The organism is Microbulbifer flavimaris, from assembly GCF_001641755.2.
In the GTDB taxonomy this organism is placed as follows: Bacteria; Pseudomonadota; Gammaproteobacteria; order Pseudomonadales; family Cellvibrionaceae; genus Microbulbifer; species Microbulbifer flavimaris.
Map to the genome: position 1 here is coordinate 834,127 of NZ_LRFG02000001.1, position 26,531 is coordinate 860,657.

23 protein-coding genes and 1 pseudogene are annotated in these 26,531 nt (G+C 57.6%); 14 read left to right on the top strand and 10 right to left on the bottom strand.

The window, feature by feature from the left end:
• Nucleotides 1-20 precede the first annotated feature (20 nt).
• From AWR36_RS03715 to zigA, 13 genes and pseudogenes are all read left to right on the top strand, one after another.
• Nucleotides 21-683: a DUF3299 domain-containing protein gene (locus AWR36_RS03715; protein WP_067081148.1), complete on the top strand. Its 663-nt coding sequence runs from the start codon at nt 21-23 to the stop codon at nt 681-683.
• Nucleotides 684-913: 230 nt separating this feature from the next.
• A complete protein-coding gene (locus AWR36_RS03720) occupies nt 914-1,702 on the top strand; it encodes a DUF1826 domain-containing protein (RefSeq protein WP_082679364.1) in 789 nt (262 codons plus the stop codon).
• Between the two features lie 27 nt (nt 1,703-1,729).
• Nucleotides 1,730-4,204, top strand: coding sequence for a TonB-dependent receptor (locus tag AWR36_RS03725; protein WP_067081157.1), 2,475 nt, complete (start codon nt 1,730-1,732; stop codon nt 4,202-4,204).
• Between the two features lie 32 nt (nt 4,205-4,236).
• Nucleotides 4,237-4,713 (top strand): transcriptional repressor, encoded by a 477-nt coding sequence (locus AWR36_RS03730; RefSeq protein ID WP_067081160.1) that lies wholly within the window; start codon nt 4,237-4,239, stop codon nt 4,711-4,713.
• Between the two features lie 8 nt (nt 4,714-4,721).
• Nucleotides 4,722-5,153, top strand: coding sequence for a MerC domain-containing protein (locus AWR36_RS03735; protein WP_067081163.1), 432 nt, complete (start codon nt 4,722-4,724; stop codon nt 5,151-5,153).
• The gene (gene hisI, locus AWR36_RS03740) at nt 5,150-5,575 is read left to right on the top strand and encodes a phosphoribosyl-AMP cyclohydrolase (RefSeq protein WP_067081170.1); all 426 of its coding nucleotides are present in this window, start codon (nt 5,150-5,152) and stop codon (nt 5,573-5,575) included. Before AWR36_RS03735 ends, hisI begins: the two co-directional genes overlap by 4 nt.
• The gene (locus AWR36_RS03745; RefSeq protein WP_067081178.1) at nt 5,572-6,906 is read left to right on the top strand and encodes a dihydroorotase; all 1,335 of its coding nucleotides are present in this window, start codon (nt 5,572-5,574) and stop codon (nt 6,904-6,906) included. Before hisI ends, AWR36_RS03745 begins: the two co-directional genes overlap by 4 nt.
• A gap of 106 nt (nt 6,907-7,012) precedes the next feature.
• On the top strand, nt 7,013-7,918 hold the full coding sequence (gene folE2 / locus AWR36_RS03750; RefSeq protein WP_067081181.1) for a GTP cyclohydrolase FolE2: 906 nt from the start codon (nt 7,013-7,015) through the stop codon (nt 7,916-7,918).
• Between the two features lie 155 nt (nt 7,919-8,073).
• Nucleotides 8,074-8,163, top strand: a pseudogene (locus AWR36_RS16470) (SEC-C metal-binding domain-containing protein); the annotation flags it as partial.
• Nucleotides 8,164-8,554: 391 nt separating this feature from the next.
• Nucleotides 8,555-10,564, top strand: a complete 2,010-nt coding sequence (gene thrS, locus AWR36_RS03760; protein WP_067081184.1) for a threonine--tRNA ligase — start codon at nt 8,555-8,557, stop codon at nt 10,562-10,564.
• Between the two features lie 115 nt (nt 10,565-10,679).
• Nucleotides 10,680-11,099 (top strand): TraR/DksA family transcriptional regulator, encoded by a 420-nt coding sequence (locus AWR36_RS03765; protein WP_231745232.1) that lies wholly within the window; start codon nt 10,680-10,682, stop codon nt 11,097-11,099.
• 28 nt (nt 11,100-11,127) lie between these two features.
• Nucleotides 11,128-11,358, top strand: coding sequence for a hypothetical protein (locus AWR36_RS03770; RefSeq protein ID WP_067081187.1), 231 nt, complete (start codon nt 11,128-11,130; stop codon nt 11,356-11,358).
• A gap of 79 nt (nt 11,359-11,437) precedes the next feature.
• Nucleotides 11,438-12,631, top strand: coding sequence for a zinc metallochaperone GTPase ZigA (gene zigA / locus AWR36_RS03775; protein ID WP_067081190.1), 1,194 nt, complete (start codon nt 11,438-11,440; stop codon nt 12,629-12,631).
• 120 nt (nt 12,632-12,751) lie between these two features.
• Here zigA and AWR36_RS03780 read toward each other — a convergent pair whose 3' ends face one another.
• The 7 genes from AWR36_RS03780 to AWR36_RS03810 form a co-directional block, all read right to left on the bottom strand.
• Complete coding sequence (locus AWR36_RS03780; RefSeq protein ID WP_067081193.1) at nt 12,752-14,935, bottom strand: M3 family metallopeptidase; 2,184 nt, start codon at nt 14,933-14,935, stop codon at nt 12,752-12,754.
• An 86-nt stretch (nt 14,936-15,021) separates the two neighbouring features.
• A complete protein-coding gene (locus tag AWR36_RS03785; protein ID WP_067081201.1) occupies nt 15,022-15,507 on the bottom strand; it encodes a DUF6702 family protein in 486 nt (161 codons plus the stop codon).
• A 6-nt stretch (nt 15,508-15,513) separates the two neighbouring features.
• Nucleotides 15,514-17,961 (bottom strand): M1 family metallopeptidase, encoded by a 2,448-nt coding sequence (locus tag AWR36_RS03790; RefSeq protein ID WP_231745233.1) that lies wholly within the window; start codon nt 17,959-17,961, stop codon nt 15,514-15,516.
• A 178-nt stretch (nt 17,962-18,139) separates the two neighbouring features.
• Nucleotides 18,140-19,141, bottom strand: coding sequence for a CobW family GTP-binding protein (locus AWR36_RS03795; protein WP_082679366.1), 1,002 nt, complete (start codon nt 19,139-19,141; stop codon nt 18,140-18,142).
• Nucleotides 19,141-19,611 (bottom strand): Fur family transcriptional regulator, encoded by a 471-nt coding sequence (locus AWR36_RS03800; RefSeq protein WP_067081210.1) that lies wholly within the window; start codon nt 19,609-19,611, stop codon nt 19,141-19,143. Before AWR36_RS03800 ends, AWR36_RS03795 begins: the two co-directional genes overlap by 1 nt.
• A gap of 3 nt (nt 19,612-19,614) precedes the next feature.
• Nucleotides 19,615-20,259 (bottom strand): ZrgA family zinc uptake protein, encoded by a 645-nt coding sequence (locus AWR36_RS16475; RefSeq protein WP_082679367.1) that lies wholly within the window; start codon nt 20,257-20,259, stop codon nt 19,615-19,617.
• A 302-nt stretch (nt 20,260-20,561) separates the two neighbouring features.
• A complete protein-coding gene (locus AWR36_RS03810) occupies nt 20,562-20,828 on the bottom strand; it encodes a hypothetical protein (protein ID WP_141398463.1) in 267 nt (88 codons plus the stop codon).
• Between the two features lie 276 nt (nt 20,829-21,104).
• Between AWR36_RS03810 and AWR36_RS03815 the strand changes: the two genes are divergently transcribed.
• A complete protein-coding gene (locus AWR36_RS03815) occupies nt 21,105-22,118 on the top strand; it encodes a zinc-dependent alcohol dehydrogenase family protein (RefSeq protein WP_067081218.1) in 1,014 nt (337 codons plus the stop codon).
• Nucleotides 22,119-22,126: 8 nt separating this feature from the next.
• Here AWR36_RS03815 and AWR36_RS03820 read toward each other — a convergent pair whose 3' ends face one another.
• The 3 genes from AWR36_RS03820 to glsA form a co-directional block, all read right to left on the bottom strand.
• Nucleotides 22,127-23,560, bottom strand: coding sequence for an aldehyde dehydrogenase family protein (locus AWR36_RS03820; protein WP_067081220.1), 1,434 nt, complete (start codon nt 23,558-23,560; stop codon nt 22,127-22,129).
• A gap of 69 nt (nt 23,561-23,629) precedes the next feature.
• Nucleotides 23,630-25,270: an acetolactate synthase large subunit gene (locus AWR36_RS03825; protein WP_067081221.1), complete on the bottom strand. Its 1,641-nt coding sequence runs from the start codon at nt 25,268-25,270 to the stop codon at nt 23,630-23,632.
• Between the two features lie 209 nt (nt 25,271-25,479).
• Nucleotides 25,480-26,484: a glutaminase A gene (gene glsA, locus AWR36_RS03830; protein WP_067081224.1), complete on the bottom strand. Its 1,005-nt coding sequence runs from the start codon at nt 26,482-26,484 to the stop codon at nt 25,480-25,482.
• Between the last annotated feature and the right edge of the window lie 47 nt (nt 26,485-26,531).

Here is a 26,531-nt window from a genome sequence, read left to right on the forward strand (position 1 = left end):
TGCACATAGTTTGAAACGCCATGCTCCCTGACACCCTGAAGATCTGCCGCCCACTGTTGCTGACCATGCTGCTCGCGGCCGCTGTGAGCAGTGGCTGCAGCGAGGCTGAAAAGGCTGGTGAGGCAACCGCAGAGCAGGCGGTAAACCCTTCCGCCACTGAACCGGCGGAACAGCAATCCGATGCCGCGACGGTGGAATACCGGGAGGTCCAATGGGAAGAGCTGATTCCCAAAGACGACCTGGACGCCCTGTTGAACCCGCCGGACTACCTCGCGAACATCGTCGAGGGCTCAGAGCAAGACATCATGCCGGCAGGCCCCGCGAGCGGGAGCGAGGTTGGGTCGACCATGGACCGTTACCAGCAGGCGATGATCTCTACCAAAATCAAGCCGGAGTTCGACCGCCAACAGGTCCGCATCCCGGGCTTTGTGGTCCCCCTAGAGTTTGACGACAACCAGACTATCACCAGCTTCCTGCTGGTGCCCTTCTTCGGCGCCTGCATTCACCTCCCCCCACCGCCGCCTAACCAGGTGGTTTACGCAGAGTTCCCGGAGGGGTTTCAGGTAAACGCACTCTACGACCCCTTCTATATAGAAGGTGAATTGCGCACCCTCCTCGAGGAGACGGCCCAGGGAACAGCGGCTTACAGCATGAAAGTGAAAAGAGTCTACCCGTACGACTAATGCGTGGCGCGAGCCCCCGGCAGCACAGGCGCTGGCCGGGCCTGCCGCTAGCTCGAGTACCAGCCTCTCGCCTGCGCCGCCCCACCAACAAACCTCTCTGCACAAGTCCAGCGGGACAGCCCCCCACCCAGGACCCCGAAGAACGCCCACGCGTCCGCACCTGCCCGCCACCCCCCGGCAGTTGTCACAGTCCCTCACGCGCAGTATGATACGTTATATCATCGCGTCAGATGAGGGCATGTTTGTGCCCCGTAACGGAGGAGCCCGTGAGCAATATCAGCGTCCCCCAAAGAGCAACCGGAGCCGCACTAGTGCAGGCTCAGGAGCCAACGCGGCCGGCACCCGCGCCGGCCGACACGACACCCTCGCAAAAGGCTCCCATAGTCCGGCGGGCCGCGTTTGCCGGCACTCCGGAAATCCTCGCTGACCTCTGCAGGGACTCCGTCAACCTGGCAGTCTGGCAACGCCGGCTGAGCCAGGAGCTTATTGCGGAGTGCCAGGGCTTCATGCAGAAGCCGGGGTTCAACAGCCACCGATTGGTGGTGCCTGCGGCCATGGCCGACGACCTTACAGATCTGCTACCGAGCCTCGAAGACTTTCCGCTTTTGCGGGCCGATATCGAATTGCTGGCGGACATGTTCACTTGCCTGTTTGACATCAGTGCCATCGGCCTGAGGCTGACTCCGCTGACAGACACCATGTGCCCGAAATTCCATGTCGACCGCGTGCCCTGCCGGCTGATCACCACCTACGTCGGCCCCGGTACTGAATGGCTTGCCAACGACTGCCTGGACCGCAGCAAGCTGGGTGCCGGCAGCACCGGGCTGAGCGATGCGGAAAGCGGCCTCTACCCCACGACACAACCCGTCCAGTCACTGGCGCCCGGTGATGTGGCTTTGCTCAAGGGGGAACTCTGGGAAGGCAACGAGGGGGCCGGTCTTGTCCATCGCTCTCCCGCCGTCCCGGCCGGCCAACGGCGACTCATTCTCACTTTTGACTTTGCATCCAGCGACCTCTGACATCCAATAATCCAACAGGGAAAGTCAATGAAAAAGACAGCGCTCTCACTCGCCTTGATGACCATGTCGGGGCTGGCTCATGCGGTATCAGGCCAGGTCACCGACGCGTCCGGCAAACCCATTAGCGGTGCAGCGGTAGAGGTTACCGGCAGCCAGTTGCAGGCCCGCACGGATGAGCAGGGCCGCTTTGTTCTCGACGCCACAAATGCGACTGCGAGCGAGCTGCATATCAATGCACCCGGCTATAGCCACAAGACTGTGCTTGTGAATGGCGCCGAGATGGACACCTTGCAAATCACCCTGCGCCGCTCGGCGATTGAGCAGATTGACGTCACCGCCACACCTCTCCACACCTCCACCATGGAGTCCGCACTGCCGGTGACCGTACTGGCCGGTGATAATCTGCGCAGCAAGCAGGCGGCCACCCTCGGTGAGACCCTGAAGAACGAAGTCGGCGTCCACTCCACCTACTTCGGGCCGGTAGCCAGCAGCCCGGTGATCCGCGGCCTGAGCGGCCCACGGGTTCTGATCACCCAGAATAGCCTGGATGTCAGCGACGCTTCCCGCGTCGGCCCGGACCATGTGGTGGCCACTGAGGCACTGACCGCAGAGCAGATCGAAATCCTGCGGGGGCCCGCCACGCTGTTCTATGGCTCTGGCGCCATCGGTGGTGTTGTCAATGTGGTAGATGACCGTGTGCCATCTTCCAGCGAGGCCAAGGGTGCGTTTCAGGTCGGCCACAACACCGTAAACAACGAGGAAGATGCTTCCTTTGCCTATACCGGCGGTGGCGAACAGTTTGCATTCCACGTGGACGGTTTCACCCGCAAGGGAGACAACTACGAGATCCCAGGCGTCGCTGAGCTGGAAATGGATCACGATCACGAGGGCGAAGAGGGCCACGAGCACGAAGAACAACAAGAGCAATCCGCAGGCATACTCGAGAACAGCGCCTCGGAGAGCCAGGGCTTTAACCTCGGCGGCAGCTGGCTGCTGGACAACGGCTATATCGGCCTCGCCTACGGGCGCCTGGAGCGGCTTAACGGCATTCCGGGCCACAGCCATGCCCATGGTGACGAGCATGGAGAAGAGCATGAAGGCGAACTGGCGGAGGAGTCCGGGGCGCATGAGCACGACGAGGAAGTACTCTCCGACCTGAAACAGGATCGCTGGCAACTGATCAGTGAATTGAGCCTGGACAATACCCTGTTGAGCGGCGTCAACACCCGTATTGGTTACACAGACTACGAACACGTCGAGATCGAAAACAACGAGACCGGCACCCTGTTCCAGAACGAAACCGTTCAAGCCCGCGTCGACCTGCTGCTGCAGGAAGTGGCCGGCTGGCGCGGTGCCCTCTCTCTTGAAGGCAAGACAAGTGATTTCGCCGCTGTGGGCGAGGAGGCGTTCACCTCCCCGAGCCGGACCGACACCCTGGCCGTGGCCCTGATGCAGGAAAAACGTGTTGGCGATTTCCTGTGGCAAGTGGGCGGCCGCGTGGAAAAGGTCAGCATCGAGGCCGATCCCATCGAGTGGGAATCCCATGACCACAGCGAAGAACACAAAGGCGAGGAGCACGAGCACGAGGAATCAGCGCTGCTTGAATTCGATACGCTTGACTTCACCCCGTATAGCGTTTCCGCCGGCGTAGTCTGGGATTTCGCCGCCGATTACAATGCCGGACTGTCCCTGACCCACGCGCAGCGGGCCCCCAGCGCATCTGAGCTGTTCTCTTACGGCCCTCACATTGGCACCGGCAGTTTTGAAGTGGGCGCCTTGTTCGATCTGCACGTAACGGACGAGCCACACTTCGACTACAGCAACAGTGCTGAAGAGGAGATATCCAACAATATTGACCTGAGCCTGCGCAAGCACTCAGGCGATATCGGCTGGGTAGTCAACCTGTTCTACAACGAGGTAGGAAACTTCTACTACGAACGCGATACCGGCTTCAGCAGCGAGGAATTCGGCGGTCACGATCATGAAGAACATGCCGAAGGGGAAGCGCACGCAGAGGGCGAAGAACACGAACATTCGCACGATCACGGCGCACTGCCCGTCTATGTATTCGAGCAGGCGGATAGTGTGCTGTACGGCATGGAGGCTCAACTCGCGTGGCAAATCTCCGACCCCCTGACCGTGACGTTGTGGGGCGATAGCATTCGCGGCAAGCTGAAGGATGGTGGCGACCTGCCCCGCATTCCACCAGTACGCCTCGGCGGGCGACTGACCTACGCTCAGAATGGCTGGGAAGCCGGGTTCGGTGTCTCCCACTACTTTGAGCAGGACAAAGTCGCAGAGCTGGAAACCTCCACTGACGGCTACACACTGCTGGACGCCGAGCTGGGCTATACAATCCCGAGTGCCTTCGGTGACATGACTGTCTTCCTCAAAGGCAACAACCTCACCGATGAAGAAGCACGTGTCCATGCATCCTTCCTGAAAGACCGCGCACCCCTCCCGGGCCGCGGCTTCAGCCTGGGCATGCGCGGAACTTTCTAGCAGTAGGCAGTAACGGGGGCCCCACGGAACTGATGAGCGATGTAGAAATCATCATGCAACGCGCAGAACAGCTGTGCAATGCCCGTGGGGTGCGCTTGACGCCCAGAAGAAGACTGGTTTTGAACGGACTGGTCCAGTCAGAAAAGGCTGTATCGGCTTATGAACTGGTGAGTTTTTGCAAGGAGCGGTACGAAGAAAACATACCGGCCATGTCGGTGTACCGCATCCTGGACTTTCTGGAAAAGCACCACCTGGCCCACAAGCTCAAGCTGAGCAACAAGTACCTGGTTCGGGAGGGATTCGGCCAAAATACCGAAGATTCCCTGCTTCTTATCTGCGAAAAGTGCGGCAATGCCCAGGAAACAGCAATCGAGGCAGGGGTCATTGCTGACCTGCACCAAACCGTAATGCAAGCGGGTTTCAACCTGATCAACCCCAAGCTGGAAATCAACTGCCTTTGTGGCCATTGCACCACACAGGCACCCGAACAACATACTCCAACAAAGTAGGAGCCACCTTGAAGAGAACACAAGCAGTAACAGACAAGTTGGCCATTGGCCTGTCCGCCATGTGTACCCTGCACTGTCTGGCGCTCCCGCTAATCCTTGCACTGGTGCCAAGCCTGGCGGCATTGCAGCTGGATAATGAGGCCTTCCATGTCTGGATGGTAGTGGCCGTGATACCTACCAGCATTTATGCATTGACCATGGGGTGCAAGCAGCACAAACGCTACCGCGTGCTTTTACTTGGTGTCGCAGGCCTTACCCTGCTAGCCGCGGCGGTTGTTTTGGGTGAGCAAACCGGGGAACTGGGCGAGAAAATTCTAACAGTTTCGGGAGCGAGCCTGGTTGCGCTCGGCCACCTTTGGAATTTTCGGTTGTGCAGAAAGCCTTCCAACTGCGCCTGCCCTGAATCCAACACCGATAAATCCAAGGCTGTAGCTGGATGATACGCGACTATTTCATTGGGCTGGAGGACCACCCCAACGACTCTCCCGTGGAGCTCTCCAATGTCATCGATCAACTGGCATTTGATGACCAGGGGCTGATTCCAGTGATCACCCAGGATGCGCACAGCAAAGTCATGCTCATGTTCGCCTGGATGAATAGAGAGGCCCTGCTGGAAACCATTGAAAGCCAGCGTATGACTTACTGGTCTCGCAGCCGACAGAAATTGTGGGTCAAGGGCGAGACCAGTGGCCACACACAATCCCTGATTTCCATGTCATTCGATTGCGATGGCGACGCCATCCTGTGCCAGGTAGAGCAGCAAGGAGCGGCCTGTCATACAGGCAGGCAATCATGCTTTTATTTGCAGGTAGATGCAGAGCAGAAAAAGGTCTGGATAACCGGGGAACCTGAATCCACATGATGACGACACTGATCAAGAATGCGCGCCTGGTGAATGAGGGAGAAGTTCTAGAGACTGATCTCCGCATTGTAGGAGACCGCATTGATAAAATCGCCACAGAGATAGCAGCAACGTCAAACGACAAGATTATCGATGCAGCCGGCTGCCATCTGCTACCCGGGATGATCGACGATCAGGTACATTTCCGTGAGCCCGGCTTGACCCATAAAGGCAACATCGCCAGCGAGTCCCGCGCAGCAGTAGCTGGAGGAATTACCAGCTACATGGAAATGCCCAACGTCAACCCGGCCACCACGACGATTGAGGCACTCGAGAAGAAGTTTGCCATTGCCTCCAGGAGCTCTGCAGCCAACTTTTCCTTTTACCTGGGCGCAACCGAAGACAACCTAGAGCAAATCAAGCTGCTCGACCCGGCGAAACATTGCGGTGTAAAAGTATTCATGGGCGCTTCCACCGGCGATCTTTTGGTCGAACACCCCGAAGCGCTGGATGCTATTTTCCGGGAGTCACCGACCCTGATTGTCACGCACTGCGAAAGCAGTCCGATCATCCGCCAAAACCGCGAGGCACTTCTGCGCTCAAGATCGGTATTGACCATCGAGGACCACCCGAGGCTACGCGATACCAATGCCTGCTTTGCCTCTTCTTCCTACGCAGTGGGGCTCGCCAAAAAATACGGGAGCGAGCTACACGTATTGCATATCACCACGGAGAAGGAGCTGGAACTTTTTGAAGCGGGACCGGTACAGAGTAAGCAGATTACGGCAGAGGCCTGCGTTCATCATCTGTGGTTTACCGATCAGGACTACCCGCGGCTCGGCAACCTGATCAAGTGCAACCCTTCGATCAAAGGCCAGCGCGATCGCGACGCCTTGATACAAGCGTTAGATACGAACCAGATCGATATCGTTGCCACCGACCACGCGCCCCACACCTGGGAAGAAAAGCAGGTTGACTATGAGCAAGCTCCCGCCGGTCTGCCTCTGGTCCAACATGCGCTTTTGAGCATGCTTGAACACGTCAAGCAGGAGCGACTCAGCTTGACACAAGTGGTCGAAAAGACGGCCCATAATCCTGCGCTTCGCTACGGGGTGGTCGACAGGGGGTTCGTTCGTGAAGGCTACTTCGCCGATCTGGTGCTTGTCGACAACGAGGCTTCTACCACAGTGACCCATGAGAACAGCTTATACAATTGCGGCTGGTCTCCCTTCGCTGGCCAGGTGTTTTCCTCGAAAATTATCGGAACCTGGGTCAATGGCCAAATGGTGTACGACACTGACGGTATTGCAGCTGGTGAAATGCCAGCTATGCGTCTTGACTTCGCCCGATAATGACACTCCGATAAACAACCCGGCCTCACTTCGACACAGAAGTCTGCCAGTGATCCACTGACGGGCACTGGGTATTATTGAAACTATAGCTTCAGGCACGATTTAAATGCAGTATTCCGGATCTCTCCCTGATATCGCCAAAACCCAGATTGAAACTGGCACATATCCATTGCAATGGGTCGGCATGGAAGGCATTGCCGCACCAATTAACATTGCGACAGCCAAAGATCAGCAGCAGGTTGTCGCCGCCAAGGCGAATGTTTACGTGAGTCTGGACGATGCTGCCGAGAAAGGCATTCATATGTCGCGACTTCATGCCATTCTCAACGAGCTTTCCACCACAGCCTGCGATAAGGATGGGCTCGGCAAAGTGCTGAAAAAAATGGTCAACTCCCAGGCCGGAATCAGCCAGGGTGCAAGGATTGAGCTGGCATTCGACTTGCTGCTGCCGAAGCCATCCCTGCTCAGCAACGAGACCGGCTATCAAACCTATCCCATTGAAATTTGTGGCCAACTTCAGAGTGGTCAGTACGACTACGAACTGAAATTATCCGTGCCCTATTCCAGCACCTGCCCTTGCTCTGCTGCTCTGTCACGCCAGCTGCTGGCAAATGCCATCGACAGCGCCTTTGCTACATCCAGCATTGATAAGCAGACACTGTTGACGTGGGTGCAAGCACACAGCATTGCCACCCCGCACAGTCAACGCTCTTATGCCTACCTGAACCTCAGCCTCGGTGATAACCCCTTGCCATTTCTTCCCCCCCTTATCTTCGGGATTGAAGAAGCGATCGGCACTCCCGTGCAAACGATGGTTAAGCGCAGTGACGAACAGGAGTTCGCACGCCTGAATGCGGACAACCTTATGTTCTGTGAGGACGCCGCGCGGCGGATCAAAGCCATGCTGGAGCAATCGACATGGATAAAGGATTACTGGTTCAAGGTTGAACACCAGGAGAGCCTGCACGCACACGATGCAGTAGTTATCGATCGGAAATTCCCGGCAAGATAATCAAAGCCACTTTCATAAGTTCGCACCCAGCGGCCACAGATACCAGATGTGAAATTCCAATGCCTCAAGAGACTGATCAGAGCCTGAACAGGCAAACCCAGAACGATGACAGCTGTTGCAGCAATGAGAGCTGTTGCCCCAGCCAGAGCCCCATCACCAGAATCGGGCCCAAAGTCGGGCGGAACGACCCCTGCCCATGTGGCAATGGCCGAAAGTTCAAAAAGTGTTGCGGAAAGAACATGTAGTGATCACGATTTCGGTGAAAATATCGCACCCCCTTATCTTCCGGGGCTCACCCATCAAGAAAGTAAACACCCGGTGATTCGCTGACTGTAGAGAAACCGGAGGCGACTTTTCTTCGCGGCATGCGCAGCATGGATGGCTTGATTCCCCCGAGATGTTTCATGTGGCAACCCGCCGATGCTTCCCGAGGCCTAACTGGAAAGCATCAGCAGGTCATCACCCGCATCAGCGATCTCTTCCGAGTTGATAGCCTCCGCAAAACTATTACCCCGAGCAAAGCGATAAGAATCTGGCCAATGCATTGGAAGTGCGCCACTTCCCTGCTACACGCACAGTGCGCTATTGAAGCGTGGAAGAACAAGAAATTTCGACTCTCGCAAGGAATTCTGAACCATGTCATCCCCCACTGAGAACCAAAAACCGTCCACCATTGCCGTAACGCTCCCTGACGGGTCACAGCGTGTGTTCCCACAGCCCACTTCCATCATGGAGGTCGCCACCGCTATTGGCCCCGGATTGGCCAAAAATACGCTGGCCGGGAGAGTAGACGGCAAGCTGGCAGATGCCGTCGATCGCGTCGAACAGGATGCAGCAGTGCAGATCATCACACCAAGGGATGATGAGGGACTGGAGATTATCCGTCACTCTTGCGCACACCTGGTTGGACATGCGGTGAAACAGCTTTACCCGACCGCAAAGATGGTTATTGGCCCTGTTATTGATGAAGGCTTCTACTATGACATCGCCTACGAGCGCCCCTTCACCCATGAAGACCTGGCGGCCATTGAGCAGCGAATGCGTGAGCTGATCGCCACGGACTATGATGTCATCAAACGCGTACTGCCTCGTGAGGAGGTCATTCGCATCTTCCAGGAGCGGGGTGAAGAATACAAACTGCGCCTGATCGAAGACATGCCTGAAGAGCAAAAGATGGGTATGTATTTTCATGAGGAGTACGTGGACATGTGCCGCGGCCCCCATGTCCCGAACACACGCTTCCTGAAACACTTCAAGCTGACCAAGCTTTCAGGCGCCTATTGGCGCGGCGACGCAAAAAACGAGCAACTCCAACGCATCTATGGCACGGCCTGGGCCGACAAAAACCAGCTCAAGTCTTACCTCCAGCGTGTCGAGGAGGCGGAAGAACGCGACCACCGCAAGCTGGGCCGCGAGCTGGATCTATTCCATTTCCATGACGATGCACCTGGCGCTGTGTTCTGGCACCCGAAGGGCTGGGCGGTGTTCCAGCAACTGATCGCGTACATGCGCCGCCGCCAGCAGGATGCCGGCTACGTAGAAATGAACTCACCCGATGTGATGGATCGCACCCTGTGGGAGATTTCCGGCCACTGGCAGAACTATCGCGATCATATGTTTACCACGGAGACCGAGGATGGCCGGGCACTGGCGCTCAAGCCAATGAACTGTCCTGGCAGCGTATTGCTCTACCGGCACGGCCTCAAGAGCTATCGTGACCTGCCCATCCGCATGTGCGAATTCGGCAAAGTACACCGGTACGAACCTTCGGGGGCTTTGCACGGATTACTGCGTGTGCGCCACTTCACCCAGGATGATGCGCATATCTACTGCACCCCTGAGCAGATGGACGACGAATGCCGCGAGATAGTGGACCTGGTCCTGCAGATCTATCGGCAGTTTGGATTTGAAGATGTCCGCATCAAACTTTCCACTCGCCCGGAGAACCGCATGGGTGACGATGCCACCTGGGATCTGCTCGAGGGCGCACTGGTCCGCTCACAGGAAAGCATGGGGCTGGGCTACCAGGTTAATCCCGGTGAGGGGGCGTTCTATGGCCCGAAGCTCGAATTCGTACTGCGCGACGCGATTGGCCGCGACTGGCAATGTGGCACCCTGCAGGTAGACATGAATCTGCCCGAACGCTTCGGTATCGAATATGTCGCGGAAGACGGCGCGCGCAAGCGCCCCGTCCTGCTGCACCGTGCCCTGTTTGGATCACTGGAACGTTTCACAGGCATCCTGATCGAGCACCACGCAGGGAAACTACCCACCTGGCTCGCCCCCGTGCAGGCCGTGGTCCTGTCGATCACCGAAGATCACGCCAGTTATGTGCAGGACGTGGTACGACTGTTGCGCGGTGCCGGGCTCCGGACCGAGTCCGACATACGCAATGAAAAGATCGGCTACAAGATCCGGGAGCAAACCCTGCAGCGCGTACCCTTCCTGCTGGTAGCGGGCGCCCGTGAGCGCGACACAGGAACTATCGCCATTCGCACCCGCGAAGGACAGGACCTGGGCACGCTGCCCCTCGAGCAGGCCCTGGAGCGCCTGTCGCAGGAGGCACAGGCGCCGGATGAAGCCGAGCGCGCGGAGGTGCAGAAGCGCTTGCGTGCCCGGTTCCAGGGACTGGCCCAGGAGCAATAAGAAGAGCAATAAAAAGACCAAGGCAGTGCGCAATATGCGCGCTGCTTCTCCCCTTGCGTGATACAATATATCATTCGCGATGCAAAATAATCATCAGCAGTGACGGATCGCTCCCATGCCACCAATCACCGAACAGGAATTGCTGCAAATGCCAGCGGCTGACTACATGAACGAGCAGCAACTGGACTTTTTCAAACACCGACTGCAGCAACTCCATGAAGAAACGGCCGCCGAGGTCGCGGCCGCCCGCGAGGCTGTTGCCACAACAGACCTGGCTGCGGCCGACGAGCTGGACAGGGCCGCCGCCGAAGAAGAGAACCGCCAACGCTTGCGCTTTGCCGAGCGTAAATACTACTTGCTGCGGAAAATTCAACGATCCCTGGACAAGATCGAGGACGGCAGCTACGGCTACTGCGAGATCAGTGGCGACCCGATCGGGCTCCAGCGGCTACTGCTTCGTCCGACGGCCGAGCTCTCCTTTGAGGAAAAGTCCCGCCAGGAGCAGAAAGAAAAGAGCTTCCGGAAAAACCGATAGCCTTCACCAACACCATAGAGTGAGCCGAATGGAAATGTCATTTATCCCGCAGAACTATGAGGAATGGCGGCACTGCATTACCATCACCTGCGGACAAGAACTGACCGAAGCATTTATCAATAGCCGGATTCAGGCGCTTCAGAATAAATCAGACTACATGACCAAGCGGTTTGTAGAGCTTTATGGCGAAGCGCAGAGGCAGCGAACACTTGACTGGTTTGTGCGCGCGAGTGAAGAACTGAAGCATCCGAGCCACTGAAAACGAGACATTCCCGCGTGACAAACTTCCGTTGCGCAGACAAGCATCAAGAAACAGCCAATTGTTGGAGAAACTCACAATGACCGCGCGGCTGCCCGTTACAGTACTGTCCGGCTTTCTTGGAGCCGGAAAGACTACCCTGCTCAACCAGATCCTCAACAACCGCGCCGACTTACGGGTAGCGGTCATCGTAAATGACATGAGCGAGGTCAATATTGACGCAGCGCTTGTAAACAACGAAGTTCACCTGAACCGCACGGAAGAAAAGCTGGTGGAGATGAGTAACGGTTGTATCTGCTGCACCCTGCGGGAAGACCTGCTGGTAGAAGTGACCAAGCTCGCAAAGGAGGACCGCTTCGATTGCCTCGTTATTGAGTCGACCGGGATATCAGAGCCCCTGCCGGTGGCAGAGACCTTCACTTTTGCCGACGAAGACGGACAGAGCCTGTCTGAAGTCGCAAAACTGGACACCATGGTCACCGTAGTCGACGGTGCCAACTTTCTGAAGGATTACCACGCAGCTGAGTCCCTCAAGGAGGCCGGTGAATACCTTGGCGATGAAGATGAGCGGAATGTCGCCGATTTATTGGTTGACCAGATCGAGTTTTGCGACATTTTGCTGATCAGCAAGGTCGACCTGATCACCAGCCAGCAGCTGGAAGAGCTACAAGCCGCACTTCGCAGCCTCAACCCCCGCGCAGAAATCCTGCCGATGGAAAAAGGCAATGTGCCCATCGAAAAAGTCTTGATGACCGGAAAGTTTGATTTCGAGCAGGCACAACTGGCACCGGGCTGGCTGAAAGAGATGCGCGGAGAGCACACGCCAGAAACAGAGGAATACGGCATTAGTAGCTTTGCCTACCGCGCCCGCCGCCCATTCCATCCGCAGCGGCTGTTTGACTTCTTCAATGACCCCCAGTTGAGCGGACGACTGCTGCGCTCCAAGGGTTACTTTTGGCTGGCCAGTCGGCCGCATTATGCTGGTACCTGGAGCCAGGCCGGCGGTATTGCCCAGCACGGCGCGGCCGGCTATTTCTGGGCAGCAGTACCTCGGGATGAATGGCCGCAAGACACCGAACAGCAACAATACATCCTCGATAACTGGGTGGAGCCGTTCGGCGATCGCCGCCAGGAGCTGGTGTTTATTGGACAGAATCTCCCTGAGGAGTGGATTCGGAAACGATTGGATGAATGCCTGCTCAGCGACCATGAAATGGACGCAGGTGAGATCGTCTGGCGGACACTCCCCGACCCCTTCCCTGCCTGGGACTGAAATCCATAGCAGCTCTGATTCCCCTCGAAATTTTCGTCGATAAAAAAAGCGGGCCTGAGGCCCGCTTTTTTATTCAGGATCAATCCGGGCAGCGCATCCTTGCGCTCCCGCTGCGGAACATCAACCTTTTGGGTTGAGTCCGCGACGTTCCAGCAGAGCCTCAGTGGTAGGCTCCTGGCCACGGAACTTGACGTAAGACTCCATGGGCGGGCGGGAATTCCCCGTTTCCAGGATGTTCTTGCGGTACCAGTCACCGTTCTTGCGCGTCAGACCACCACGCTCACGAATGTACGCGAAAGCATCGGCAGCCAGAATTTCACTCCACATGTAGGCGTAATAACCGGCAGAGTAGCCGCCACCAATGGAGTGGGCAAAATAGGTGGACTTGTAGCGCGGCGGTACTGCCGGCAGATCAACCCCGTGCTTTTTCAGTGCCGCAGCCTCAAACTTCTCGACATCTTGAAGCTCAGCATCACCAGGCAGTGAGTGCCATTCCATATCCAGCAGTGCGGCAGACATATACTCCAGGGTATCAAAGCCCATATTGAAGTTTTTCGCTTTCTGCACTTTTTCAAGCAGTTCCGCAGGAATCGGCTCGCCGGTCTTGTAATGGTAGGCATAGTTTTCAAGCACCTCCGGCAGACCGGCCCAGTCCTCCTCAAACGTAGACGGGAACTCTACGTAATCACGGGATGTGTTTGTTCCTGCAAGGCTCGGATAGCGGACATCGGAGAACATGCCATGCAGGCCGTGGCCCAGCTCGTGGAACATGGTGGTGACATGGTCATAGCTAACCAGGGTCGGTTCGCCTTCCGGGCCTTTGGGAATGTTCATCACATTCACGACTACCGGCTTCTGTTCGAGCAGGCCGGACTGCCCCACAAAGGAACTCATCCAGGCACCACCACGCTTGCCTTCACGAGCAAAGTAGTCCGCGTAGAAAATCGCCAGGCTCTTGCCATCGTGGTCGAACAGCTCATACGCCTGCACGTCGGGGTGGTAGACCGGCAGATCAGGGCGCTCTTCAAAGCGGATACCATACAGACGGTTCATGGTATAGAAGAGACCGTCGTTCAATACACGATTGAACTCAAAGTACTCACGTACCTCTTGCTCATTGAGGTCGTACTTATCCTGGCGGACTTTTTCTGCATAGTATGCCCAGTCCCAGGGCTGTGCTTCGAAGTCACCACCTTCCCGCTCGATCATGGCCTGAATAGCGGCCTGCTCGGCTTTGGTATTGCTGATTACAGCTGGCACCATCGAGCTCAGCATATTCATCACCGCTTCAGGCTTTTCCGCCATGGTGTTGGTCAGCTGATACTCTGCCCAGTTGTCGTAGCCCAGCAGATCTGCTTTTTGAGCGCGGATTTGAACAAGGCGCTGGACAACCGGGCGGTTATCCAGCTCACCGGATGTACCGCGATTGGCAGAAGCTTCCCAGATGCGCTGGCGCAGTTCCCGGTTCTTCAGCGACGCGAGCACCGGCTGACGTGTGGTGTTGGTGATGCTGATCAGGTATTTCCCTTCATGGCCAGCTTCCGCCGCAGCTGCAGCGGCGGACTTGATCGCGCTGTCGGACATGCCGTCGAGTTCTTGTTTGTCGTCGACAACAACGGCGATTTCCTTGGTGATCTTGAGCAGGTTCTGGCTGAACTGTGTGGTCAGGCTGGAGTGCTCTTCATTCAGGGCACGGAGGGTATCTTTCTGCTCGGCAGTGAGTTTGGCACCGGCCTTTACGAACCGATCGTAATACACCTCCAGCAGGCGATCGGATTCCGGGTCCAGCTCCAGTGCGACGCGCTGATCATAGAGGGACGCGACGCGGGAAAAGAGCTGGTCATTGAGGTAGATGCTGTCCCAGTGCGCTGCAAGCTTGGGAGCCAGCTCACTTTGCAGGGCCCGGCGCGCTTCGTTGCTGTCGGTACCGGCAAGATTGAAGAAAACACGGGATACCCGGGTCAGCAATGATCCGGATTTTTCCATCGCCACGATCGTGTTGTTGAAACTGGCAAGCTCAGGGTTGCCGGCGATCGCCTGGACTTCCTGCAGATGTTCCGCCATGCCCTGCTCAAATGCCGGCTGAAAATGCTCATCGCGGATCTTGCTGAAATCCGGAGCCTGGTATTGCAGCGAACTTTGCTGGAGCAGTGGATTGTCTTGCTTTGCGGGGGCAGCTGGATCGGTAGCCAGCTGCGCACCTTGCGCATCAGTGGCGTTTTCAATCTTGTTTGCAGCTGAGTCAGGGGACTCAGAACAAGCAGTGATCGCAACAATTGCCAGAGCGAGCACGGATTTGCGCATGTGATTCTCCAGTGTGTGTCAGTATTTTCAGCTAATGCCGGGGCACATCGCCCTGGAATCAGAAAGTTGGCCCACAATGGGCCTTTTTAAAATTTCAGCGCTTGCCATTTGTCGTTGCGATCAAACACCAGTGATCGCACTGGGCCAAGCCCCTCGACATTGATCTGGTTGACCTGATCGGGCCATCGGTCCTGCAGGGCGTCGAAAGCGAACCACAATTCAGTGACATTCTGCGGCTGCGGCAGTTCCTGGTAGACCCAGATAAACTTGCCGTCTACCTCCTGCCCCACCGCGGTTAGCGTCAGGGGTTCACCTTTGGCCAACCCCATACTGAAGTGCGCCATGACATAGCGGCCAAACTGTTCCTGGGCAACCCGATCCTCAGAAAGATGCACCTGCTCGCCGACGAGCTCACTCAGCGCGTGCTCGGCGTCGTGCACATAAAACCGGTGCATGATCTCAACGTTGCCAGTGCGATCGTTGAACAGCACTCGGGTAATGGCGCTTTTCATCTGGTGGGCCTGTGCAGTACAGGCCACCAGCAACATTAGAACGACGAATAGCTTACGCATGTTCAATTACTTCTTGTGAAAGCCGGGCTTGGGCTCTGCCTCCGCAGTCGTGATGTCGTGCATGATGTCACGGTATACCGGATCCGTCCGCTTCTCATCCTTGAACACTTCCATGCGTGACTTAATGATGCGACGCGGGTAGTGGTTGTTCTCGTTGTCGACATCAGCGGTCTCCCAGCGGGGATCCACAACCACCTGAACCAGCTCCTTTTCAGTCACGATCAACTTGGATACTGCTTCCGGCGATCGGCGCCAGATCTCGGCGGGGATGTAGCGGTCTTCTACGCTGCCGTCCTCAAATGTCAGCTGCAGCAGAATAGGCATGACCAGTCCGCCCAGGTTGGAGAAGTCCATAACATAGTAGTTTTTGTCTTCATCCAGAGCGCGCTTCAGTACATCGCGCTCCCAAGGCTCCAGATCTTCCAACATTTGCGCATACTCATTGCGCTCTTTGTTGGTGACAGTAAAGCGATCATTGGTATCGTAAAAATCGCGAATATCTTGATTTTTTTCCACCCAGGTTTTATTGCCAGCGTCCAGCTCGCGCTTTACGAAAAGCGACTGGGGCTTGTCGGCCTCTTCCTTACGGCGGCGTTCGAAATCAATATCCGGGTTCAAGGTGTCGAGGCGCAGCTGCCACACCTTGTCGAGACTGATATCTACATGATCGGTAGTGTAAAACCAGCCACGCCAGAACCAGTCCAGGTCCACACCACTCGCCTCTTCCATGGTACGGAAGAAGTCGGCCGGAGTCGGGCGCTTGTACTGCCAGCGGGTAGCATATTCCTTGAAGGCAAAATCAAACAGCTCGCGGCCCAGGATCACCTCCCGCAGGATGTTCAGTGCGGCTGCGGGCTTGGCGTAAGCGTTGGGCCCAAGGCGCAGCACGGAATCGGACTGAGTCATGATTGGCACCTGGATATCGGACTTCATGTAGTCAACGATATCGCGCGGCTCAACACCCCAGGGCATCTCTGGATCCCACTCGCGGCCTGCGACGCCATCGAGGAAACTGTTGAGGCCCTCGTCCATCCAGGTCCACTGGCGTTCGTCGGAGTTGACGATCATGGGGAAATAGATATGCCCGATCTCATGAATTACCACACCGATCAGAAAGCGTTTTTCCGCCTGGGTCCAGGTACGGCTGCCGTCTTCATGCAGGGTGGTACGCGGGCCATTGAAAGTGATCATCGGATACTCCATGCCACCCACAGGACCGTTGACGCTCTGGGCGACCGGGTACGGATAGTCAAAGGAGAAACGCGAGTAAACTTCCATGGTGTGGATGACGGACTCGGTAGAGTATTTTTTCCACAGCTCACCGCCTTCTTTAGGGTAGAAAGACATCGCCATTACCTCAGGCATGATATCTCCACCCTGCTGGTAACCGCGGGCATCCCACATGAATTTACGCGATGAGGCCCATGCGAAGTCGCGCACCTTATCAGCCTTGAATTGCCAGGTTTTGGTCTTGCTGGTGCCTTCTTTCTCGTTTTCCAGAGCTTCAGCTTCAGTCACGATAAAAACCGGGCGTTCTGCGGTACGAGCCTGCTCCAGACGCTCGCGTTGGCTCTCCGAGAGCACTTCCCAGGGGTTCTGGAGGCTGCCGGTTGCCGACACAATGTGGTCAGCGGGCACCGTCAGGTTGACCTCGTAGTTTCCGAACTCCAGTGTAAACTCACCTCGGCCCAAGAACTCTTTGTTGCTCCAGGCCTCGTAGTCGGTATAGGCGTGCAGGCGCGGGAACCACTGGGCCAGCAGGAAGATGTCGTTGCCGCCTTTGCGGGCATCATCGGGGAAATGCTCATAGCCGGAGCGCGCCGACACAGCATCCTCCTCCACGATATTGAATGCAAAATCCATGCTGAAGGTGACCTGCTCGCCCGGCTTGAGCGGCTGTGCCAGGTCTACCCGCATGTTGGTCCCTACCACGGTTGCACGCAGTGTATTGCCCTCGGCATCCTTCAGGTTGCTGATGGTATAACCCACCTCGTTATCCGCCAGCCACTGCTGACGGCGCAACTCGCCGAACGTAATACCTGCGGGCGCCTCGTCGGAGACATTGCGGGTACCCGGGCCACGGTTACCGAGCCCACCGAACGTGAGCGTCCGTTCCGCCATGGAGTCCAGGCGGAAACGGTTCTGGTCCAGCTGGAACCAGAGGTACTTCAGGGTATCGGGAGAGTTGTTGGTATAGCGGATGCTCTGACTGGCACTGAGGGCACGCTTGTTTTCGTCCAGCCGCGCGTCAATGCGGTAATCTACCTGCTGTTGCCAGTAGGCATGTCCGGGCTCGCCGGCAGCATTGCGGTATACGTTAGGCGTGGGGAGGAGCTCTTCAAGCTGGCGAAACTTGTCACCAGTGACGTTCAGCGGATCCGCGGCCTGGGACTGGGCAACGCAGGTCATGGCAAGAAGCGCCGCTACCAGGCGGCCGGGAAAATTCAACATCATTACCAACTTCTGATTACAGACGAATGATGTTACATAGTATCATTGAACGACTGGCGCGCAAACTATCCCGTGATAGCCTCATCGCATCAGACCAACCGTTCATCCCGTCGACCAGAAAACGAGCGGAACAGTTTCCCCCAGACCGCTGGAGACGCGACCGACCAGGAGCAGCAAAGAGCTAACCCCTGGTCAACAAGCCCAGCCAGTCCGCCTCCAGACCGGCCCAATCCCGGCGCTCCGGATCGATCACTTCGACACGACTCTCCAGCGCATCATCCAGCTCCAGGACACTCAAAACAGAATCCGCTTTATTGAAGCCAAACACCCCTTCATCTGTGATGAATATTCCCTTGAGCCGCTCTACGGCGCTGCCGGTAATCAGCGCAAGCAGCTGCTTGTAGTCGAACACAAATACGGGGCTGAAGCGCCAGCCACAGCTGTGATAGCCCTCACCACTGCTCTCGGACCGCAAGTAGCCACACTCCGGCAGCGGCTCATCCTCCACTACTGGCGGCGGATGCCGGTGCCCAGCACTCCGGGGTGGGGGCAGGAAGGCGCTGGAAGCGCCCAGCCAGTCAGGGTCAACCCGCCCCCGCACCACCGATTGCAACGGCTTCTCCGCCCCGCCCGGCAGGAAAGAGAGATATCGACGGAGGTTTTCGAGGTCATCAGGGCCGTACAGATCGGATTTGTTTGCCACCACCAGATCCGCGACCTCCAGCTGCTGACGGAAGGTATCACTGCTGAGGTAGCGCTCATCGGAGATTTTGCGGGCATCCACCAGCGTCAGAGTGGCGTGGAGGTCCAGCACGCCCGACTGAACTGATTCGGCCAGAGTCTCAAGCACCTCACGGGGGTGGCCCAGGCCTGTGGGCTCAATCAACAACCTGTGAGGCCGGGCTTTTACCAGCAGCTGGTTCAGCGCGATCTGCATCGGCAGGCCCGCGGTACAGCACATGCAGCCACCCGGCACTTCCCGGACAAACAGACCGCCATCCTGCTGGGAGCCAAAGAGCCCGCCGTCGATGCCAATCTCACCGAATTCGTTAACCAGTACCGCCCAGCGCTCGTCGCGAGGCTTGCTCTCCAGAAGGTGGCGGATTGCAGTGGTCTTGCCAACCCCGAGAAACCCGGTGATAACATTCACCGGTACTGCGCGGATCTCTTCCCTCTTCTGCACTAAGCAGCACTCCGCTCTGCACAGTCTTCACACAGGCAATCAAGCTCCAGTTGCGATGTCTGCAAGAAGAAACCCGCACTTTCGACGGTATCGCGTAGGGTGGCAATCACCTCGGGCTTGATACCGATTTCCCTCACTTTGCTGCAGCGGCCGCAAATCAGAAACTGGGGCGTTTGATGACGATGATCACAGGCGATATGGGCGCAGGCGAGGTACTTGTTTTCCGAATTCAGCTTATGGGCCAGGTTTTCTTCAGCCAGGAAATCCAGCATCCGATAAACAGACATCGCCGGAATGGACTCACCGAACTCCTCTTTGTAGCACTCCACAATCTCATACGCCGACAGCGGCTTTCTGGAGCGTAAAAGGATAGTCAGGACATTCCTGCGCTTATCGGTCAGGCGTGCGCCGGTGGAGCGGCAGGCATCTTCCGCAGCGCTCAGGGTTCGCTTCAACTGGGATGCATTCATGGCTTAATTCAACTGCAGTGCATTTTTTTGTGCGGTGAGCGACACAGCCCCCTGGCGATCGGAGGTAAGCCACTGCACAGCGATTTTGTGAATACCCGGGAAGCTCGAAAACAGGTCCACGTCGATACTGTCGAGCCGCGCCAGATTATCACACTGGAAGCGGTAGCTGGCATTGAAGCTAGCGTGCCCAGCATGATCGACTTGATGTGTGTGACCTGCATGCTCGGCATGCTCGGTGTGATCCGCGTGACCCGTGTGCTCGGCGTGACCCGTGTGCTCGGCGTGCTCGGAGTGATCTGCGTGCTCGGCATGACCTCCCTGCTCAGCATGGCCTCTGTGCGTCGCTGGACTGTGCGGCGCCTGAACCTGCGCCTCCTCAAGGCCACAATTGGTGCCATTGAACCTCAGGTGACGCTGAATCGCTTCCAGCTGCTGTGAGGCCAACTCCAGCGCTCGTCTTCCCCGGGAATCTTGTGGCGCATGCTCAAACCCAACCAGGTTGACTGCCGGAGACTCGAACTCGACGTGGAGATACTCGCCAACCGCGGCAAGAGTGAGAGTTGCCTCGCCGTGCACATGAGGGGCATGCTGCCCGGACGCCACTGTAGATAGAAGAAGAGAGGAAAAGAGCAACAACTTCGGCTTCATAGTCACTTTATATGCACCTACCTTGATGTTTGCCGAGTTCCGGCATCCGCAACCACTAGCCAGTGCAGGGTCGCGGCCCCGGCCTCAAGATGTTACATCATATCATTCGCATCAAAAGACAAGCAATGCAGACAAATCAATGACCGAGAGGACTCAGAGCGCGGCTTCGGCTCCGCTATAGCGGCAGGCCAGTACGCCCGGGGTGGTGAACGACTGGACAGCACTGCCCGGGCAACCAGAATCCGGTCAAGGGACCAGAGCAGCGACTGGATGCTGCACCTGGCCCCCGCGGAAAGAACGGATCAAACGTCGTCGATATCCATCTGGCCATCCAGGCCCTGAACACGGCGAACCAGTGAAGGCTTGACGATGCGGTGCAGGCAGTGGTCACGGACTATCGCAGTCAGCCCCTTTGTTGTGTACAGCGTGGCCATATAAGCCCTGATCCAGCTGCGCGCCTCGGCTTCGGAGGTGAAATCTGCGCAAACAAGCTGCCAGAGAAACGCATCCAGGCTGATAGAAACCCGCCTGGCGTCTGCATTTCTGCCGTCAATGATCACTGAGGCCATGCCCGATACCCGCCACATAAATATTTATGGGCAGTCTACATAAATATTTATGCGGGGCAACCTCAATCATTTACGCGACCATGTAGCATAAATATTTATGGTGAGAGGATTCCTCCCCGGCAATCAGAACCAGAAAAAACGTCTTGCTCTCCGGCCTCACGTCGCATGTACGTACTGATCTGCCCGCCCAACGAGAAACCCGCACCACAGCGTGAAGCTCCGACACCTAAACTTGGGGCTCAAGGTAGCTTCGCAACTGACCCGAGAGCCCGAGCGATGAAAGCATTTGTAGTCTCCGCCCCCGGGGGCCTCGACAAGCTGACAATAAAGACCCTTGCCAACCCCGGAGACCCGCCCCCGGGGCAGATCAGGGTGGCCATCCATGCGACCTCACTCAACTTCCACGATTACCTCGTGGCTGCCGGCCAGATACCCACTGACGATGACCGGGTGCTGATGTCAGATGGTGCCGGTGTGGTGGAGGCTGTCGGAGAGGGTGTTACGGAGTTCGCCCCCGGGGATCACGTGGTTTCCTGCTTCTTTCCCCAATGGATTGATGGCGCGCCCTTCCCTGCCGTCGCTAACTTTGCCGGCACCCCTGGCGATGGCATGGACGGTTATGCCCTGACCCACGCAGTCCGGGATGCAGGCGCATTTACACATGCGCCTTTGGGCTGGAGCCACAGTGAGTCGGCAACCATCACCACGGCCGGCCTGACCGCCTGGCGGGGACTGGTGGCAGATGGCAACCTCAAGGCTGGCGACACCGTGCTGCTACTGGGCACAGGGGGCGTTTCCATTGCGGCGCTGCAGATCGCCAAGGCGATGGGGGCGTCGGTCATCATCACCTCCTCATCGAACGACAAACTCGAACGTGCGCGGGCGCTGGGGGCCGATTGCACCATCAATTACCGACAAGAAGAGAACTGGGGCGAAAAGGTCTGTGACATCACCAATGGCCGAGGCGTCGACCATGTCGTTGAAGTAGGCGGCCCGGGCACACTGGCGCAGTCGATCAACGCCGTGCGTGTTGGCGGGCATATCGCCCTGATCGGTGTGCTCACCGGCATGGCCGGCGAGATCCCAACCGCCACCCTGATGGCCAAGCAGGCGCAACTTCGGGGGCTGATTGTCGGGAGCCGCCGCATGCAACAGGAGTACATTGCCGCGCTGAACCAGACCGGTATTCGCCCGGTTATCCACCAGACTTTCGGCTTTGATGAACTGCCGGATGCCTTCCGCTTACAGGAGAGCGGCGGGCACTTCGGGAAAATCTGTGTGGAGTGGTGAGCGCCCCCTCAAGCCCGGGGCGTGCGAATTACCATCAATCGCTCCTCGGTCATGTCGGCAATTGCCCAGCGAACACCTTCCCGACCGAGACCTGAGTCCTTCACACCCCCGTAGGGCATATTGTCCACGCGCCAGCTTGGCACGTCGCCAACGATGACGCCGCCAACGTGCAGCTCGTCCCAAGCTTGCTGGGCGCGATAGAGGTCGCGGGTAAAGACACCCGCCTGCAAGCCAAAAGCACTGTCGTTGACCTCGACCAGCACTGCCTCAAAATCATCAAATGATTCCAGTACAGCCACCGGCCCGAAGGCCTCCTCTTCAATCACCGCACAGCCCTTGGGGACATTTTCCAGCAGGGTTGGATCCAGCATGGCGCCATTGCGCTCACCACCACAGAGCAGTGCGGCCCCCTGCTCTACGGCGTCATTAATCCAGCCGTGGAGGCGCCTCGCTTCCCCCTCGGAGATCATCGGGCCGATAAACGTGCTCTCATCGCTGGGGTCGCCCTTCTGTAACTGCTCCGTGCGCTCCACCAGCCGTCGCTTCAGTTCGTTATAGATTTTTGTATGGCCATAAATGCGCTGTACGCCGATACAGCTCTGGCCCGACTGGTAAAAGGCACCGAAAATCAGGCGCTCGACGGCATCATCGAGATCCGCATCCTCATCCACCACACAGGCGGCGTTGCCACCCAGCTCGAGCACCACCTTCTTGCGCCCTGCACGGGCCTTCAGGTCCCAGCCCACTGCTGGCGAGCCGGTAAAGCTGAGCAACTTGAAACGGTCGTCAACGGTAAACAGGTCGGCGCCCTCGCGGTGGCACGGCAGGACCGAGAAAGCGCCTTTCGGCAGGTCGGTTTCAGCCAGGACTTCGGCAATGATCAGTGCACCGATGGGTGTACGGCTGGCCGGCTTGAGCACAAATGGGCAACCTGCAGCAATCGCCGGGGCCACTTTGTGTGCTGCCAGATTGAGAGGGAAATTGAATGGGGAAATAAACGAGCAGGCACCCACCGGCACCCGCTTCACGAACCCCCGGTAACCGCGGGCGCGAGCAGATATCTCGAGGTTGAGCACCTCTCCGTCAATGCGCACAGCCTCCTCAGCGGCCACCCGGAAGGTATCGATCAGGCGAGAGACTTCACCGCGGGAGTCCTTGATCGGCTTGCCAGCCTCGATACAGAGCGCCTCGGCCAGTTCTTCAAAGCGCTCTTCAAAGCGTTTGACACAGTGATTAAGCACAGCTTGCCGCTCATAGGGTGGCATCTTCGCCAACGGTTTTTCGGCTTTTACCGCCCAGTCGATTGCCTCGTCGATCACGGCGGTATCGGCCATGGCCACACGCGTGGCTACCTCACCGGAGTACTTGTCGGTGACTTGCAGATCGGTATTGGCATAGACAGCCTCGTTGGCGAGATAGTAGGGGTAAGTTTCCCGCAGCACGGTGCTCTCCTTGATTACCGTTAGTGATCGTTAGTTGTCGAGCTTCGCCTCTAAAGGTCGGCCGGAAGGTCAGAGCTTGCGCGAGAGCTCGCGTATTTCGCGGTTGAGGATGCGATCGTTGTCGCTGTAATTCACCGGCACGTCGATCAGATGCACGCCGCCTTCGGAAAAGCATTTTTCGACCAGAGGTTTCAGCTCTGCCGTGGCACTGACCCGATGCCCCTGGGCACCATACGCCCGGGCGTAGGCGACAAAATCCGGGTTGCCGAAGTCCAGGCCGAAGTCGTGATATTCCATCTGGGATTGCTTCCACTTGATCATGCCGTAAGCGTCATCGCGCAGCAGCAGGATCACCAGGTCCTGCTGCAGGCGCACAGCAGTTTCCAGCTCCTGGGAATTCATCATGAAACCCCCATCCCCACAGATCGCCATCACCTTGCGGTCCGGGTACACCAGCTTGGCAGCCATGGCCGACGGCACCCCGGCACCCATGGTGGCCAGCGCATTATCCAGCAGCACCGAATTGGGTGAGTGGGCCGGGTAATTTCGCGCAAACCAGATTTTATACATGCCGTTGTCCAGGGCGATGATCCCGTCCCTGGGCATGGCGTCGCGAACCTCCTTGACCACACGCTGGGGGCGAATGGGGAAGCTGTCGTCACCACAGCCCTCGGTGATATGTTTTCTCAGGGCATCGCGGATGCGATGCGCATCGGTAAAGCTCCAGTGTTGCTGTGGCTCCAGTCGCTCCTTGAGCTGCCACAGGCTGTTGGCAATATCACCAACCACCTCGATCTGCGGGAAATAGACCGGATCCACCTGGGCGGAGTTGAAGTTGATGTGCACCACCTCTGCGCCGCCGGGGCGCATAAAGAACGGCGGCTTCTCAACCACGTCGTGGCCGACGTTGATGATGAGATCTGCCTGGTCGATGGCCCGGTGGACAAAATCCCCGTCTGAAAGGGCGGTGTTGCCAATAAAATGCGGGCCGGACTCGTCGACGACGCCTTTGCCCATTTGCGTGGTGATGGCGGGAATGCCAAGTTTGGCGACAAACTCCCGCAGCATTTTCGATGTCAGCTTGCGGTTGGCGCCGGCACCGATCAGCAGTAACGGTTTGCGTGCCGCGGCGATGGCCTCCGCAGCCTGGCGGATGGCTTTCTCTTCTGCGATGGGGCGGCGGGTGTAGCTGGGTTCCAGCACGGGCATGGTGGAGTGCTCGCGAGCTATGTCCTCGGGCAGCTCCAGATGTGCCGCCCCCGGGCGCTCCTCCTCCGCCAGGCGGAAAGCTTCACGGACATGGGCGGGAACATTGTCACCACTGACAATGGTGCGGGTGAACTTGGTCAGGGGCTGCATCATGTCGACGACATCGATGATCTGGAACTGCCCCTGCTTGGAGCTTTTAATCGGCTTCTGCCCGGTCACCATCACCATCGGCATAGCACCCAGCTGCGCGTAGGCGGCCGCCGTCACCAGGTTGGTGGCGCCCGGCCCAAGGGTCGACAGGCAAACACCGGAATGCCCCGTCAAGCGGCCGTAGGTGGCAGCCATGAAGCCCGCCGCCTGTTCATGGCGCGTGATGACGAGCTTGATCTTTGAGCCGCGCAGGGACTCGAGCAAATCCAGGTTTTCTTCTCCCGGAATGGCGAATACGTACTCGACGCCTTCTGCTTCCAGTGCACGCACGAACAAATCAGATGCTTTCATTAATAGCTACCCCACCCTCTCTGGTTATCTTGCCCGCGGCATTTTCGTGATTTCCTGACACCTACTCATTGTCGCCTTGCACAGATGAAACGCAAGCATCGACCACCGAGGGGTGAGAGCGTGCACTTCTTACACATTCGAATGATGAGGAGCGTCAACAGGAGACAAAAGCAAAAGATACGGAATATCAGGCTGCCGCAACTTCGACCTTAACGAATCGGCTTGGATGCAAACAGGCTCAGGGCCAGGCGCTCGGAAAGGTAGCGTGTCACCTGTAGGCCCCTCACGCTGTTGCCGGCCTCGTCCAGGGGCGGCGCAAAAGTCGCCAAGCCGCCTTTGCCGGGAACCACCGTAATCAGCCCGCCACTCACACCGCTCTTGCCGGGCAGGCCCGTTTCAAATAGCCACTCCCCACTGAGCTCATAGAGTCCGGCCGTGGCCAACACTGCCAGCACCCGCTTGCTGACGACGGCATCGACCACCCGCTCACCGGTGATGGGATTGACGCCACCACTGGCCAGGGTGGCGCTCATTACCGAGAGATCCTGCGCTGTGATGTTAATAGAGCACTGACGGGTATATACATCCGTGGATTCCAGCCCATCGAAGTAGAGCCGCTGATAGCCCTCGAGCAACTTGGCGATGCCGCGGTTGCGCAGGTTCGTCGCCGCTTCAGAGCGGTACGCCTCCTCATTGATTGACAATTGCCGGCCGGCAAATCGCGACAGTCCGTCCAGAATAAACTGCCACTTTCGATCAGCCGTCTCGCCGGGCACCAGACTGGTAGTGGCGATGGCGCCGGCATTGACCATGGGGTTGGTCAGCCGCTCACGGCTGAGTTCCAGTGCTATCACTGAGTCAAATGGCATTCCGGTGGCATTGACGCCCAGCTTGCATCTCGCCTGCTCAAGCCCGACGGCCTGGCACACCAGGGCAAATACGAATGGTTTGGAGACACTCTGTATGGTGAAAACGTGTTTCGCGTCGCCAACCGCGTAAAGTTCGCCGTCGATGCCAGCCAGGCAAACCGCAAAAAGGTCCCTGGGCACAGACGCGAGCACGGGAATGTAGTCTGCCACCCTGCCCTCATCCCCGTTTCGAAACCGTGTATAAGCGTCCTGCAGCATCTGCTGGATCGTATCCCTCGCCGGCAGCCGCCCGGTTGAAACAACCGCATCATGGGTTCGGGCTTCAGAGGGCAAGGGTTCATGCATGGCTGGGCATCCTGCAAGGACCGACTAAACGGGCTCGTGTTGGCGTC

What these genes read in the sequence shown, in the direction of transcription:
- AWR36_RS03810 (WP_141398463.1), bottom strand. Translation starts at nt 20,828, where the DNA reads ATGGCCTCAGTGATCATTGACGGCAGAAATGCAGACGCCAGGCGGGTT.
- AWR36_RS03790 (WP_231745233.1), bottom strand. Translation starts at nt 17,961, where the DNA reads ATGATGTTGAATTTTCCCGGCCGCCTGGTAGCGGCGCTTCTTGCCATG.
- AWR36_RS03745 (WP_067081178.1), top strand. Translation starts at nt 5,572, where the DNA reads ATGATGACGACACTGATCAAGAATGCGCGCCTGGTGAATGAGGGAGAA.
- AWR36_RS03765 (WP_231745232.1), top strand. Translation starts at nt 10,680, where the DNA reads ATGCCACCAATCACCGAACAGGAATTGCTGCAAATGCCAGCGGCTGAC.
- AWR36_RS03780 (WP_067081193.1), bottom strand. Translation starts at nt 14,935, where the DNA reads ATGCGCAAATCCGTGCTCGCTCTGGCAATTGTTGCGATCACTGCTTGT.
- hisI (WP_067081170.1), top strand. Translation starts at nt 5,150, where the DNA reads ATGATACGCGACTATTTCATTGGGCTGGAGGACCACCCCAACGACTCT.
- AWR36_RS03730 (WP_067081160.1), top strand. Translation starts at nt 4,237, where the DNA reads ATGAGCGATGTAGAAATCATCATGCAACGCGCAGAACAGCTGTGCAAT.
- AWR36_RS03720 (WP_082679364.1), top strand. Translation starts at nt 914, where the DNA reads ATGAGGGCATGTTTGTGCCCCGTAACGGAGGAGCCCGTGAGCAATATC.
- thrS (WP_067081184.1), top strand. Translation starts at nt 8,555, where the DNA reads ATGTCATCCCCCACTGAGAACCAAAAACCGTCCACCATTGCCGTAACG.
- AWR36_RS16475 (WP_082679367.1), bottom strand. Translation starts at nt 20,259, where the DNA reads ATGAAGCCGAAGTTGTTGCTCTTTTCCTCTCTTCTTCTATCTACAGTG.
- glsA (WP_067081224.1), bottom strand. Translation starts at nt 26,484, where the DNA reads ATGCATGAACCCTTGCCCTCTGAAGCCCGAACCCATGATGCGGTTGTT.
- AWR36_RS03815 (WP_067081218.1), top strand. Translation starts at nt 21,105, where the DNA reads ATGAAAGCATTTGTAGTCTCCGCCCCCGGGGGCCTCGACAAGCTGACA.
- AWR36_RS03725 (WP_067081157.1), top strand. Translation starts at nt 1,730, where the DNA reads ATGAAAAAGACAGCGCTCTCACTCGCCTTGATGACCATGTCGGGGCTG.
- AWR36_RS03800 (WP_067081210.1), bottom strand. Translation starts at nt 19,611, where the DNA reads ATGAATGCATCCCAGTTGAAGCGAACCCTGAGCGCTGCGGAAGATGCC.
- AWR36_RS03715 (WP_067081148.1), top strand. Translation starts at nt 21, where the DNA reads ATGCTCCCTGACACCCTGAAGATCTGCCGCCCACTGTTGCTGACCATG.
- AWR36_RS03785 (WP_067081201.1), bottom strand. Translation starts at nt 15,507, where the DNA reads ATGCGTAAGCTATTCGTCGTTCTAATGTTGCTGGTGGCCTGTACTGCA.
- zigA (WP_067081190.1), top strand. Translation starts at nt 11,438, where the DNA reads ATGACCGCGCGGCTGCCCGTTACAGTACTGTCCGGCTTTCTTGGAGCC.
- AWR36_RS03770 (WP_067081187.1), top strand. Translation starts at nt 11,128, where the DNA reads ATGGAAATGTCATTTATCCCGCAGAACTATGAGGAATGGCGGCACTGC.
- folE2 (WP_067081181.1), top strand. Translation starts at nt 7,013, where the DNA reads ATGCAGTATTCCGGATCTCTCCCTGATATCGCCAAAACCCAGATTGAA.
- AWR36_RS03825 (WP_067081221.1), bottom strand. Translation starts at nt 25,270, where the DNA reads ATGAAAGCATCTGATTTGTTCGTGCGTGCACTGGAAGCAGAAGGCGTC.